This window comes from Bradyrhizobium agreste, from assembly GCF_016031625.1.
GTDB classification, from domain to species: domain Bacteria; phylum Pseudomonadota; class Alphaproteobacteria; order Rhizobiales; family Xanthobacteraceae; genus Bradyrhizobium; species Bradyrhizobium agreste.
On record NZ_JACCHP010000011.1, the window covers coordinates 250,307 to 264,063 of the forward strand.

General features: G+C 64.7%; 10 protein-coding genes. 8 read left to right on the top strand and 2 right to left on the bottom strand.

All coding sequences use genetic code 11. The annotated features are described in order from the left end of the window. Positions 1-35 precede the first annotated feature (35 nt). Together oxc and HZZ13_RS18150 are read right to left on the bottom strand one after the other, a co-directional pair. On the bottom strand, positions 36-1,769 hold the full coding sequence (gene oxc, locus HZZ13_RS18145) for an oxalyl-CoA decarboxylase (protein WP_197960904.1): 1,734 nt from the start codon (positions 1,767-1,769) through the stop codon (positions 36-38). A gap of 77 nt (positions 1,770-1,846) precedes the next feature. Next, on the bottom strand, positions 1,847-2,542 hold the full coding sequence (locus tag HZZ13_RS18150) for a GntR family transcriptional regulator (RefSeq protein ID WP_197961106.1): 696 nt from the start codon (positions 2,540-2,542) through the stop codon (positions 1,847-1,849). 351 nt (positions 2,543-2,893) lie between these two features. Here HZZ13_RS18150 and HZZ13_RS18155 point away from each other — a divergent pair, with 351 nt between their 5' ends. The 8 genes from HZZ13_RS18155 (at position 2,894) to hyi (ending at position 13,745) form a co-directional block, all read left to right on the top strand. Beyond that, a complete protein-coding gene (locus HZZ13_RS18155) occupies positions 2,894-5,023 on the top strand; it encodes an acetate--CoA ligase family protein (RefSeq protein ID WP_197960905.1) in 2,130 nt (709 codons plus the stop codon). A 163-nt stretch (positions 5,024-5,186) separates the two neighbouring features. Next, positions 5,187-6,029, top strand: coding sequence for an IclR family transcriptional regulator (locus HZZ13_RS18160; RefSeq protein WP_197960906.1), 843 nt, complete (start codon positions 5,187-5,189; stop codon positions 6,027-6,029). A 106-nt stretch (positions 6,030-6,135) separates the two neighbouring features. Continuing rightward, entirely contained in the window at positions 6,136-7,107 is a 972-nt protein-coding gene (locus HZZ13_RS18165; RefSeq protein WP_197960907.1) for a Bug family tripartite tricarboxylate transporter substrate binding protein, read from the top strand. Further along, the gene (locus HZZ13_RS18170; RefSeq protein ID WP_197960908.1) at positions 7,104-7,589 is read left to right on the top strand and encodes a tripartite tricarboxylate transporter TctB family protein; all 486 of its coding nucleotides are present in this window, start codon (positions 7,104-7,106) and stop codon (positions 7,587-7,589) included. The genes HZZ13_RS18165 and HZZ13_RS18170 overlap by 4 nt, the downstream gene beginning before the upstream one ends. Further along, positions 7,589-9,088 (top strand): tripartite tricarboxylate transporter permease, encoded by a 1,500-nt coding sequence (locus HZZ13_RS18175; RefSeq protein ID WP_197960909.1) that lies wholly within the window; start codon positions 7,589-7,591, stop codon positions 9,086-9,088. The genes HZZ13_RS18170 and HZZ13_RS18175 overlap by 1 nt, the downstream gene beginning before the upstream one ends. Positions 9,089-9,207: 119 nt before the next feature. Then, the gene (locus tag HZZ13_RS18180; protein WP_197960910.1) at positions 9,208-11,010 is read left to right on the top strand and encodes an adenine deaminase; all 1,803 of its coding nucleotides are present in this window, start codon (positions 9,208-9,210) and stop codon (positions 11,008-11,010) included. Between the two features lie 152 nt (positions 11,011-11,162). After that, positions 11,163-12,947 carry a glyoxylate carboligase gene (gene gcl, locus HZZ13_RS18185; protein ID WP_197960911.1) on the top strand — a complete coding sequence of 595 codons (1,785 nt, stop codon included), beginning with the start codon at positions 11,163-11,165 and terminating at the stop codon, positions 12,945-12,947. 12 nt (positions 12,948-12,959) lie between these two features. Beyond that, positions 12,960-13,745: a hydroxypyruvate isomerase gene (hyi, locus tag HZZ13_RS18190; RefSeq protein ID WP_197960912.1), complete on the top strand. Its 786-nt coding sequence runs from the start codon at positions 12,960-12,962 to the stop codon at positions 13,743-13,745. Positions 13,746-13,757 lie beyond the last annotated feature (12 nt).

Sequence of the window (13,757 nt, forward strand, 5' to 3'; positions counted from 1 at the left end):
GCTAACCACAGGGAATAAGGGTTGAAGGGGTGGACTTACTTCTTCTTCTGCAGAACGCTCTGCGGATTCAGGTTGCCGATGCGGCCGCTCTCCGAGCCCGCGGCCGGATCGATCACCGCGTTGATGAGCGTCGGCTTGCCGGACTTCATGGCATCGTTGACGGCGCGCTTCAGCTCGTCCGGCGAAGTCGCGTTGACGCCGACGCCGCCAAAAGCTTCCATCATCTTGTCGTAACGCGCGCCCTTGACGAACACGGTGGTCGCCGGATCGGAGTTGGCGCCGTTGACGTCGGTGCCGCGATAGATGCCGTCATTGTTGAAGATGACGACGCAGATCGGCAAATTGTAGCGGCAGATGGTCTCGACCTCCATGCCGGAGAAGCCGAACGCCGAGTCGCCTTCCACCGCCAGCACGGGATGGCCGGTCTCGAGCGCGGCGGCAATCGCCTGGCCCATGCCGATGCCCATCACGCCCCAGGTGCCGACGTCGAGACGCTTGCGCGGCCGGTACATGTCGATGACGCCGCGGGCGAGGTCGAGCGTGTTGGCGCCTTCGTTGACGAGGATCGCCTCGGGATACTCCTTGATGATGGTCTTCAGGACGCCGAGCGCGCCGTGATAGTCCATCGGCGACTTGTTGTTCATGAGCTTCGGCGCCATCTTGGCGACGTTCTCTTCGCGCTTGGTCGAGACGGCCTTGGTCCATTCGGCGGGCGGGGCGGTCCAGCTCGATCCCATCGCCTGGTTGAAGGCGGAGACCACCGAGCCGATGTCGCCGACGACGGGCGCGACGATCTCGACGTTGGAATCCATCTCCTTCGGCTCGATGTCGACCTGGATGAACTTCTTCGGCGCCTCGCCCCAGCTCTTGCCCTTGCCGTGCGACAGCAGCCAGTTCAGCCGCGCGCCGATCAGCATGACGACGTCGGACTCCTTCAGCACCGTCGAGCGGGCCGCGCCGGCGCATTGCGGATGGGTGTCGGGCAGCAGGCCCTTGGCCATGCTCATGGGTAGGAACGGCACGCCGCTCTTCTCGACGAAGCTCTTGATCTCCTCGTCGGCCTGCGCGTAGGCAGCGCCCTTGCCGAGGATGATGAGGGGGCGCTTGGCGCTCTTGAGCACGTCGAGCGCGCGCTTGACCGAAGCCGGCGAGGGGATCTGCGCCGGCGCCGCGTCGATCACCTTGACCAGCGATTTCTGGCCGGCCTCGGCGTTCATGACCTGGCCGAACAGTTTGGCCGGCAGGTCGAGATAGACGCCGCCCGGACGGCCCGAGACCGCGGCGCGAATGGCGCGGGCGAAGCCGATGCCGATGTCCTGGGCGTGCAGCACGCGATAGGCCGCTTTGCACAGCGGCTTTGCGATCGCGAGCTGATCCATCTCTTCATAGTCGCCCTGCTGGAGGTCGACGATCTCGCGCTCGGACGAGCCCGAGATCAGGATCATCGGATAGCAGTTGGTCGTGGCATGGGCGAGGGCGGTGAGACCGTTGAGGAAGCCGGGCGCCGAAACCGTGAGACAGACGCCGGGCTTCTTGGTGAGATAACCGGCGATGCCGGCGGCGTAGCCGGCGTTCTGCTCGTGGCGGAACGAGATCACGCGAATGCCCGCGGCCTGCGCCATGCGGCCCAAATCCGTGATCGGGATGCCCGGCACATTGTAGATGGTGTTGATGCCGTTCAGCTTGAGCGCGTCGATGACCAGATGGAAACCATCCGTCAGTTCCTGCTCGGTGCCCGGTGCTTCGGACTTAGTCGCGGTATTCAGCATGGGCCTTGTCTCCCTGGTCTCAAGGTGCCGTTTTAGGCTTTTGGGGGCGAGTGGTTCGCCCTTCTGGTGAACGTTGCTTAAGTGAAGAGTTCCTGGCCATGCGCTTCGACGTAAGCGGCAAGGCCGAGGGTGTGATCGCGGGCGCGCTTCTCGGCGAGCTCGGTGTCGCGCGCTTCCAGCGCCTCGATGATGCCGAGATGCTCGGGCAGTGACGTCGCGGTGCGGTCCTTGCGGCCGATCGTCAGCTGGCGATAGCCGCGCACGTGCAGGAGGAGGTCGTTGGTGAGATCGACCAGCACCGGCGATTCCGACAGCGAGATCAGCGCCTGGTGGAAGGCAATGTTGGCCTTGGAATATTCCTCGACGTGATCCTCAGGGAGTCGGTCCTTGCCGAAGTCCTTGAAGTAGTCGCGCAGCGCCGTGATATCCTTCTTGCGCGCGGTGGTGGTGATGAGGCGGGCGGCCATGCTCTCCAGCGCCGCCCAGGCGCGGATCATGTCGACGATCTCGCTCTTGGTCCGGCGCACCACCATGATGCCGCGGCGCGGCACCGTCTTCACGAAACCATCCTGCTCGAGCATCGCGATGGCTTCGCGGATCGGCGTGCGGCTGACGCCGAGGCGTTCGGACAACGCGCGCTCGTCCAGCATCACCGGCTCGGGCGTCGAATAGATGTCCATCTTGAGGATGGCTTCCTTCAAGGCGTCATACGCCTTGTTCTTGAAGCTGCTCTCCGGGGCAATTCGAACGATTGCGATGTCTGCCTCGGCCATGTTCGGCAACGCCTTGGTTGGTTTCCGTAGTGACACGACGAATCTCCTCCAGTGGGAGTCGTCTTTTACAGGAATATTGACGGGAAAGTTTTTGGCATACCACATGCCAGAATGTCAAGCTGCCTATTTTTTACGGCGTTCTGGGGCATGCACCAGCTTGACAAGTTGGCTTCTGGCATACCAAATGCCATCGCCAGCCATTTTTGATCCACGCCGGCGGAGTAATCTTTAGGCCTTATGCCACTCCGTTCCGCCGCATGGAACAAAGCGCGGCGGATGGCAAGCATCACGGGCAGCCGCAAGCACACGCGCGCTTTGAAAAGAACGAACTCAGGTCAAGGGAGAAGCCACATGTCCAATTCCAAAGATGCCGTCCGCAAGGTGCTTGACCAGGTCAAGGCGGACAACCGCACCAGCCTGACGGCCCCGGAAGGCAAGCTGGTCTGCGACGCCTACGGCATTCCGGTGCCGAAGGAGGGCGTGGCCAAGTCGGCGGGCGAGGCCGGCAAGATGGCGTCGTCCATGGGCTTCCCCGTCGTGATGAAGATCGTCTCGCCGGACATTCTCCACAAGACCGAGGCAGGCGGCGTCATCGTCGGCCTCAAGACGGCCGACGATGCCGAGAAGGCCTACGAGACCATTCTCGGCAATGCCAAAAAGTATAAGGCTGATGCCAAGATCGAGGGCGTCCAGGTCCAGCAGATGCTGGCCGGCGGCACCGAGGTCATCGTCGGCTCGATCACCGACGGCTCGTTCGGCAAGCTGGTCGCCTTCGGCCTCGGCGGCGTTCTCGTCGAGGTGCTCAAGGACATCACCTTTCGTCTTGCGCCCGCGACCAGGGAAGACGCGCTCTCGATGCTCGACGGCATCCAGGCGCACGAGATCCTCAAGGGCGTGCGCGGTGGCGAGCCGGTGAACCGCAACGCGCTGGCCGATGTCATCGTCAAGGTCTCGCAGCTGGTCACCGATTTCCCCGAGATCGTCGAGCTCGACCTCAACCCGGTGTTCGCAACACCGAAGGATGCCACGGCCGCCGACGTCCGTATCGTGGTCGACTTCGCCTACAAGCCGAAGCCGAAGCCGCGTCCGACCGAAGAGATCGTCGCAGCGATGAACCGCATCATGCAGCCGAAGGCGGTCGCCGTGGTCGGCGCCTCCGCGGAGGACGGCAAGATCGGCAATTCCGTGATGAAGAATCTCATCAACGGCGGCTACAAGGGCGAGATCTATCCGATCCATCCCAAGGCCGACGAGATCCTCGGCTACAAGGCCTACAAGAGCGTCAAGGATGTGCCTGGTGTGATCGACGTCGCGGTATTCGCGATCCCCGCGAAATTCGTCGCCGCTGCGCTCACCGAGTGCGGCGAGAAGAAGATCCCGGGCGCGGTGCTGATCCCGTCGGGCTTCGCTGAAGCCGGCGCGCCGGAGCTGCAGGCCGAGATCGTCGAGGTCGGCAAGAAGTACGACATCCGCCTGATGGGGCCGAACATCTACGGCTTCTATTATACGCCCGCCAATCTCTGCGCGACCTTCTGCACCGCCTATGACGTCAAGGGTCACGCGGCGCTGTCGTCGCAATCGGGCGGTATCGGCATGGCCATCATTGGCTTCTCGCGCTCGGCGAAAATGGGCGTCTCGGCGATCGTCGGTCTCGGCAACAAGTCCGACATCGACGAGGACGATCTGCTCGCCTTCTTCGAGCAGGACCCGAACACCAACCTGATCGCGCAGCACTGTGAGGACCTCAAGGACGGCCGCGCCTTCGCGGAAGCCGCCAAGCGCGTCTCCAAGAAGAAGCCGGTCGTCGTGCTCAAGGCGGGCCGGACCTCGGCCGGCGCGAAGGCGGCGTCCTCCCACACCGGCGCGCTCGCCGGCAACGACCGCATCTATGAGGACGTGTTCAAGCAGTCTGGCGTGATCCGCGCCCGCTCACTGCGCCAGCTGCTCGAATTCGCCCGCGGCGTGCCGGTGCTGCCGACGCCGAAGGGCGAGAACGTGCTCATCATCACCGGTGCCGGCGGCTCGGGCGTGCTGCTGTCGGACTCCTGCGTCGACAACGGCCTGTCGCTGATGTCGATGCCGCCGGATCTGGATGCGGCCTTCCGCAAGTTCATCCCGCCGTTTGGCGCGGCCGGCAATCCCGTGGATATCACCGGCGGCGAGCCGCCGATTACCTACGTCAACACCGTGAAGCTCGGCCTGTCGGATGAGCGCATCCACGCGCTGATCCTCGGCTATTGGCACACCATCGTCACCCCGCCGATGGTGTTCGCGCGCAACATGGTCGAGGTGAAGAAGGAGATGGAGGCCAAGGGTTTTGTGAAGCCGATGGTCGCCTCTCTCGCCGGTGACGTCGAGGTCGAGGAAGCCGCCGAATATCTCTACCAGAACGGCATCCCGGCCTACGCCTACTCGACCGAGCTGCCGGTCGAGGTGCTCGGCGCCAAGTACAAGTGGGCCCGCGGCGCGGGGTTGCTCTGAGCCTGCCTTCGCCTCTCCCCGCCTGCGGGGAGAGGCCGGAATTTGCGCAGCAAGTTCCGGGTGAGAGGGAGCTTCCGCGAGTCTAACTGCCACCGTCCCTGCGGAGGCCCCTGACCCTCTCCCCGCAAGCGGGGAGAGGGAAAAGGAACTAATGCAGGTCGCGATGAGCAAGAACGTGATCCGGCGCAAATCGCTCGAGCCCAGATCGGCCGCGGAGGCGGAACACGAGGGCCGCGACGGTGGCGTGCAATCGGTCGACCGCGCGCTGTCGATCATCGAGACGCTGGCCGAGGATGACGAAGGTTATCGTCTCAGCGACCTCGCGATCCGCACCGGCCTGTCGGCGTCCACCGTGCACCGGTTGCTCGCAACGCTCGAAAGCCGCCGCTTCGTGCAGTTCGACCGTGGCGAATCCAAATGGCATGTCGGCGTGCGCAGCTTCACGGTCGGCGCGAGCTTTGCGCGTCGGCGCAATTTCTCCGCACAGGCAATTCCATATTTGCGCAAGCTGCGCGATCTCACCCGCGAGACGGCCAATCTCGCCGTCGTCGACGATGAGTTCATCATCGTGCTGACCCGCATGGAGAGCCGCGAGATCATGCGCTCCCTGACCAAGGTCGGCGGCCGCGTCCCCATGGTGACCTCCGGCGTCGGCAAGGCGGTGCTCGCAACCTATTCAGACGAGGACGTCGGCGCCGTCATCCGCCATCATGGCATGCCTCGCCTGACCGAGAAGTCGATCGTGCGTCCGAGCGATCTGTTCAGAGAGCTCGAGAAAATCCGCAGGCAGGGCTTTGCCGTCGACGATGAGGAGGCGCAGATCGGCCTGCGCTGCGTCGCCGCGGTGGTATACAACGCGCTTGCCGAACCGCTTGCCGCGATCTCCGTATCCGGCATGACCAGTCGCATCACCGACGAACGGCTGCCGGAGATCGGACAGGTCGTCCGGGAAGTCGCCGCCGAACTGACCGCCGCGCTCGGCGGGGTGATCCCGGCGCCCCGCTGACCAAAAAACCCTGAGGCATGTCACTGGACAGGCCCGGCGTTTTGGTTGATATGCGACCAAACGATACGATGCGGCAAAGGTCCGCACGAGCCTGGAGAGCGTCCTCATGTTTCGATTTCCCGCGCGCCTCGTCGGCGCAGCCGTCGCGTTCACCCTGGCGGCGGCCGCCAATCCGGGCTTTGCCCAGCAGCTCGAGCTCAAGCTGATGGCGCCGGCGGCCCCGGGCGGGGGATGGGACCAGACGGCGCGCTCGATGCAGCAGGCGCTGGTGGCTTCGGGCGTCGCGCGCAGCGTGCAGGTCACCAACGTTCCCGGCGCCGGCGGCAGCGTCGGCATTGCGCAGTTCGTCAACGGCGCCAAGGGCGACGGCAACCAGATGATGGTCAACGGCTTCGTCATGGTCGGCGCGCTCGCCATGAACAAGTCGCCGGTGACACTGGAGCAGGTGACACCGATCGCGCGTCTCACTGAGGAAATCCAGGTGATCGTGGTTCCCGCCAATTCGCCGATCAAGAATGCGCAGGACCTGGCCGCCGCGGTGAAGGCGGACATCGCCAAAGTCACCTTTGCCGGCGGCTCAGCCGGCGGCGTCGACCACGTGATGGCGGCCTTGTTCGCCGGTGCGGTCGGTGCCGACGCCAAGAAGATCAACTACATCCCGTTCTCCGGCGGCGGCGAGTCGCTCGCGGCGATCCTCGGCGGCAAGGTTACCGCGGGCATTTCGGGACTCAGCGAATATGAGGGACAGATCAAGTCCGGCAAGCTGCGCGCGATCGGCGTGACCTCCGAGAAGCGCATCGCAGGCAGCGACATCCCCACCTTCAAGGAGCAGGGCATCGATCTCGTGATCGCCAATTGGCGCTCGGTGGTCGCGCCTCCCGGCATCACGCCGGAGCAGCGCAAGACCTTGAGCGATGCGGTCGAGAAGATGGTGAAGTCTGACGCCTGGAAGGAGATCCTCAAGCAGAAGGGCTGGGAGGACGCTTATCTCAGCGGCGACGCCTTCGCCGAGTTCCTCAAAAAGGAAACGGCCCGCGTCACCGACGTGCTGAAATCGGTCGGCTTGGTCAAGTCATGACCTCAGGCGATTTCGTCCAGCCGCCGCGGCGCGTCGACCGCGCCGGTCTCGTCATCGCGGGACTGCTTGCGGGGCTCGCCGTCGTGCTGGTCTGGGACGCGCGCGGCCTGCAATCTGCCGCGATGTACGGCATGGGGCCGGAGGCGATGCCGGTCGTCGTCGCCAGCGGGCTTGCGCTGCTCGCGATCGGCAATTTCATCGACGCGCTGCGCGGCAATCTACCGGCGCGTGAGAGCGCCGATCCTGTGCCTGTCGCCTTGATACTCGTCGGCCTTACGCTGCTGATCGCCATCATCGGTCTCGGTGGCGGCTTCATCCTGGCGACGGCGGCGCTATTCGTGACGACCTCGGCGGCCTTCGGACGCCGTGCCATCCTCATCGACGCCATCATCGCTCTCGTGATGTCGACCCTCATTTACCTCGCGTTCGACCGGTTGCTGACGCTGAGCCTGCCTGCCGGCCCGCTGGAGCGATTGCTGTGATGGATACCTTTGCCGCGCTGGCTCACGGCATGGCGGTCGCCGTCCAGCCGATGAACCTGCTTTACGCGCTGATCGGCGTGTTCCTCGGCACGGCCGTGGGCGTGCTGCCCGGCATCGGCCCGGCACTGACGGTCGCGCTGCTGCTGCCGGTGACCTACAAGCTCGATCCCGGGGGCTCGCTGATCATGTTCGCCGGCATTTATTATGGCGGCATGTATGGTGGCTCGACCACCGCGATCCTGATCAACACGCCCGGCGAGAGCGCCTCGATGGCGACCGCACTCGAAGGCAACAAGATGGCCAAGGCCGGCCGCGGCGGGCCGGCGCTCGCGACCTCCGCAATCGGCTCCTTCGTCGCCGGCACCATCGCCACCATCGGTCTCGCGTTCCTCGCGCCGTGGCTGGTCGATGTCGCCGTGCGCTTTGGCCCCGAAGACTACTTCGCACTGATGTGCGTCGCCTTCGTCACGGTGTCGGCGACCTTCGGCGATTCCCCGGTCCGCGGCCTCACCAGCCTGTTCATCGGTCTCACGCTCGGCCTCATTGGCATCGACAAGCTCACCGGCCAGGCCCGGCTGGCGTTCGGCGTCCCCGAGCTGCTCGATGGCGTCGAGGTGACGACGCTTGCTGTCGGCCTGTTCGCGGTGGGCGAGGCGCTCTATGTCGCATCGCGCCGCCACCACACCGAGGAGAAGCTGGAGCCGGTGCGCGGCTCGCTGTGGATGACCAGGGAGGACTGGAAGCGCTCTTGGAAGCCCTGGCTGCGCGGGACCATGTTTGGCTTCCCGATAGGTGCGCTCCCCGCAGGCGGCGCGGAGATCCCGACCTTCCTGTCCTATTCGACGGAGAAGCGTCTTACGAAACATCCGGAAGAGTTCGGCAAGGGCGCGATCGAAGGCGTCGCCGGCCCTGAGGCCGCCAACAACGCGTCGGCCGCCGGCACGCTGGTGCCGCTGCTGACGTTGGGCCTGCCGACGTCGGCGACCGCCGCGATGATGCTGGCGGGCTTTCAGCAGTACGGTCTCAATCCGGGCCCGTTGCTGTTCGCCGAGCGGCCTGACCTGGTGTGGGGCCTGATCGCCAGCCTGTTCATCGCCAACATGATGCTGCTGGTGCTCAACCTGCCACTGGTCGGCCTGTGGGTGCGGCTGCTCGCGATCCCGCAGCCCTGGCTTTATGCCGGCATCCTCGTGTTCGCGACCATGGGCACCATCGCGGCAAAGCCATCGGTGGTGGAATTGTCGATGCTCGCCGGCTTCGGCGTGCTCGGCTTCCTGATGCGCCGGTTCGATTTTCCAATCGCGCCGGTCGTTGTCGGCCTAATCCTCGGCCCGATCGCCGAGAGTCAGCTTCGCCGCGCGCTTGCGATTAGCCTCGGCGATCCCCTGACGCTGCTGCAGAGCCCGATTTCCGCGACGCTGCTCGGCATCGCGCTGATCGCGCTGGTGGCGCCCTTCGTCTTGAAGGGGCTCGGCCGGTTCAAGGCGAACGAGGATTAGCGGAACTCCTCACGGCGCTCTTGCCCAATGCGTAAGCAGAGGTGCCGTTTTATTTGAGTTGCTCCTGCCGGCGTCGGGGGCAACCATCGCTGGGCTGTCCAATCTCTGCGAGAGCCCCGATGACCAAACTCACCCGCTTCTCCGTCGCGCCGCTGCACAGCATGACGCGGCGCCTTGCCGATGTCGCCTCGGTTCGCGTCGCGCCAGATCTCGTCATATCGGGTGCGAGGGTGCTCTCGACTTATTCCGAACGCATCCTTCCGGGACGGGAGGTCTGGATCAGCGGCGGCCGCATCGCGGCCGTGAAACCGGCCGGTACAGCGAAGAAAGCGTGGAGTGATGTTCCGCTTTACGACGCCGCCGGCGGCATCATCGCGCCGGGTCTCGTCGATCCGCACATTCACATCGAATCCTCGATGGTGACAGCCTGCGCCTATGCCGAGGCCGCGCTGCTCAACGGTACCACGACGATCTTCTGCGACAGCCACGAGATCGGCAACGTCATGGACGTCGCCGGTGTCGAGGCGATGCTGGAGGACGCGCGCGAGGCGCCGCTCTCGATCTTCCTGACGGTGCCGAGCACGGTGCCAGCGACGTCGGCCGAGTTGGAGACGGCGGGCGGCGACCTCACGCCGGACAAGATCGCCGGCCTGTTCGACCGCTGGCCCGAAGCGGTGGCGCTCGGCGAGAAGATGGACTTTGTCCCTGTCACGATGGGCGACGAACGCAGCCACGCCATCCTCGCTGCCGCATTGAAGCGTGGCCGTCCGGTGTCCGGCCACGTCTACGGCCGCGAATTCGTTGCGGCCTATGCGGCCAGCGGTGTGACCGACACCCATGAGGCGATCGACCGTGACATTGCAGACGACCTGCTCGACGCCGGCGTCTGGGTGTTTCTGCGCGGCGGCCCGCCGACCACGCCCTGGCATTCGCTGCCGCAAGCGATCCGGACGATCACAGAGCTCGGGGCCTCGCACAAGCGTACTGCCGTGTGCACGGACGACCGTGACGCCGACGATCTCCTGCTGTTCGGTCTCGACTGGGTGGTGCGCGAAGCCGTGAAGGCAGGGATGTCGCCGGAGCAGGCGTGGTCAATGGGCTCGCTGCACGGCGCGACCCGCTTCGGCATGGAGGGCGACATTGGCGGGGTCGGTGGCGGCCGTCGCGCCGACCTCGTGCTGATGGACGATCAGCTCAAGCCGCAATGCACCTGGTACGGCGGCGAGCTCGTGGTCGAGCACGGCAAGATCACGCCGCGTCTCGATCAGGCGCTGTCGCAGCGCTACCAATATCCCAAGGCAGCCTATGCGACCGTCAAGCTGCCGCAGACGATGAAGCTGACGCCCGAATTGCCGGCCGAGCCTTGCACCGTCAACGCGATCAAGACCGCTCTGCCTGGCATCACGCTGATCCACGACAAGGTCGCGATCGAACCGGCCAAGGACTGGCCTTCGCTGCTCGCGCGCTATGGCCTCTGCTTCGTCGCGGTGGTCGAGCGTCACGGCAAATCCGCCGGCAATGTCGCCCATGGCCTGCTGAAGGATTTTGGCCTCAAGCGCGGCGCGGTCGCTTCCAGCGTCGGTCACGACAGCCACAACCTCATCGTCGCCGGCACCAACGAGGGCGACATGCAAGTCGCGATCGGCGCCATCAAGGAGCAGCAAGGCGGCGTCTGCGTCGTCGCTGACGGCGAGGTGAGGGCGCTGGTTCCGCTGCCGATCGCAGGACTCCTGTCGGACAAGCGTGTTACCGAAGTGGCGGAAGAGGTGAAGGTACTGAAGAAAGAATGGGCCGAGGCCGGCTGCACCATCCCGTACATGGGCTTCAATTTGATTCCGCTATCGGTCATTCCGGAAATTCGCATCACCGACAAGGGCCTCGTGCTGGTGCCGCAGATGGAGCTGGCGCCACTGTTCGAGTGAGGCGCTTTCACGCATCTGTCGATCTAACCGATTGAGACGTCTACGATTTTCTCGCGGTTGCCACATCGTGGAAAATAAAATCGGTCTCGTTGAGGTCGGCTTCCGCGCAGTTGATGATCTCGCTCGCTGATGCAATTTGAGCGAGGTCCGATATGGCGAAGATGCGAGCTGTCGATGCGGCCGTGCGTATCCTGGAGAAGGAAGGCATCTCGACGGCCTTCGGGGTTCCCGGCGCTGCGATCAATCCGCTTTACTCGGCGTTGAAGAAGCGCGGCTCGATCCGCCACATCCTGGCGCGGCATGTCGAGGGCGCTTCGCATATGGCGGAGGGCTATACGCGAGCGAAGGCCGGCAATATCGGGGTCTGCATCGGCACCTCTGGGCCTGCGGGCACCGACATGATCACCGGGCTCTATTCGGCGATCGCCGATTCCATCCCGATCCTCTGCATCACCGGCCAGGCGCCGCGGGCGCGGCTCTACAAGGAGGATTTCCAGGCGGTCGACATCGAGTCGATTGCCAAGCCTGTCACAAAATGGGCGGTGACGGTGCGCGAGCCGGCGCTGGTGCCGCGCGTGTTCAGCCAGGCCTTTCATGTGATGCGCTCAGGTCGGCCAGGGCCAGTGCTGATCGACATGCCCCTCGACGTGCAGCTCGCCGAGATCGAGTTCGACGATGAGATCTATGAGCCATTGCCGGTCTACAAGCCCACGGCGACGCGCAAGCAGATCGAGAAGGCGCTGGACATGCTCAACGCCGCCGAGCGGCCGCTGATCGTCGCAGGCGGTGGCATCATCAACGCGGACGCATCGGACCTGCTGGTCGAGTTCGCCGAGATTGCCAACGTGCCTGTGGTGCCGACGCTGATGGGCTGGGGCGCGATCCCTGACGATCACGTGCTGATGGCCGGCATGGTCGGCCTCCAGACCAGCCACCGCTACGGCAACGCCACGCTGCTGGAATCCGACTTCGTGCTCGGCATCGGCAACCGCTGGGCCAACCGTCACACCGGCTCGGTCGAGACCTACACCAAGGGCCGCAAATTCGTTCACGTCGACATCGAGCCGACGCAGATCGGGCGCGTGTTCAATCCGGATCTCGGCATCGTCTCGGACGCAAGGGCTGCACTCGAACTGTTCGTCGCCGTCGCCAGGGAGTGGCGGCGGTCAGGCAGGCTCCGCGAGCGCCAGGCATGGCCCGCGGCCTGCCGCGACCGCAAGAAGACGATGCTGCGCAAGAGTCATTTCGACAACGTGCCGATCAAGCCGCAGCGCGTCTATGATGAGATGAACAAGGCGTTCGGCCGCGACACCACCTATGTCACCGTGATCGGCCTGTCGCAGATCGCCGGCGCGCAGTTCCTCGGCGTCTACAAGCCCCGCAACTGGATCAATGCCGGGCAGGCGGGACCGCTCGGGTGGACGCTGCCGGCCGCGCTCGGCGTGCGCGCCGCGTGTCCGGACCGCGAGATCGTCGCGCTGTCCGGCGACTACGACTTCCAGTTCCTGATCGAGGAGCTCGCCGTCGGCGCGCAGTTCAATCTGCCCTACATCCACGTTGTCGTGAACAATTCCTATCTCGGCCTGATCCGGCAGGCCCAGCGCGGCTTCGACATGGACTATCACGTCCAGCTCTCCTTCGAGAACATCAACGCGCCGGAGATCGGCGCCTACGGCGTCGACCACGTTGCGATCGCCGAAGGCCTCGGCTGCAAGGCCATCCGCGTCACCGATCCGAAGGACACGCAGGCAGCGTTTGCGACCGCGCGCGAATTGATGGCCAAGCACCGCGTGCCGGTTGTCGTCGAGTTCATCCTCGAACGGGTCACCAACATCGCCATGGGCACGGAGATCGACAACATCGTCGAATTTGAGGAGGTGCTGGACCTTCCGCTCGACGAAGTCGAGACCCCGCGCGTGCTGCAGCCGGCGGAATAGGGAAGAAGCATCATGCCGAAATTTGCCGCCAACCTCACCATGCTCTTCAACGAGATGCCGTTCCTCGAACGCTTCGCGGCGGCGAAGGCGGCGGGCTTTGCCGGGGTCGAATATCTCTTCCCCTATGACTTCGACAAGGCGCAGCTGCGCGAGCAGCTCGAGGCCCACGGGCTGACGCAGGTGCTGCACAATCTCCCCGCCGGCAACTGGGCCGGCGGAGAGCGCGGCATCGCGATCCTGCCCGACCGCACCGCCGAATTCCGCGACGGCGTGTTCCGCGCCATCGATTATGCCAAGGCGCTCGATTGCGAGCAGCTCAACTGCCTCGTCGGCATCGCGCCTGTTGGTGCCGATCCGCGCGAGCTTCGGGAGACGCTGGTCGGGAATTTGCGCTTTGCGGCTTCGACGCTGGCGCGAGAGAACATCAAGCTGTTGGTCGAGCCCATCAACACGCTCGACATTCCCGGCTTCTTCCTCAACGGCACCGAGCAGGCGGTGCAGTTGATCTCGGAGGTGAGGTCGAACAACCTTTTCATCCAGTACGACATCTACCACATGCAGATCATGGAGGGCGATCTCGCCCGCACCATGCAGAAATGTCTGCCGGAGATCGCCCACATCCAGCTTGCCGACAATCCCGGCCGCCATGAGCCCGGCACCGGCGAGATCAACTATCCCTTCCTGTTCCGCCATCTCGATGCGATCGGCTATCGCGGCTGGATCGGCTGCGAATACAAGCCGCGCACCACGACGCTGGAAGGCCTCTCCTGGCACGCCGCGCAGACTTTTGAGACGTAAGGACATCTGAAC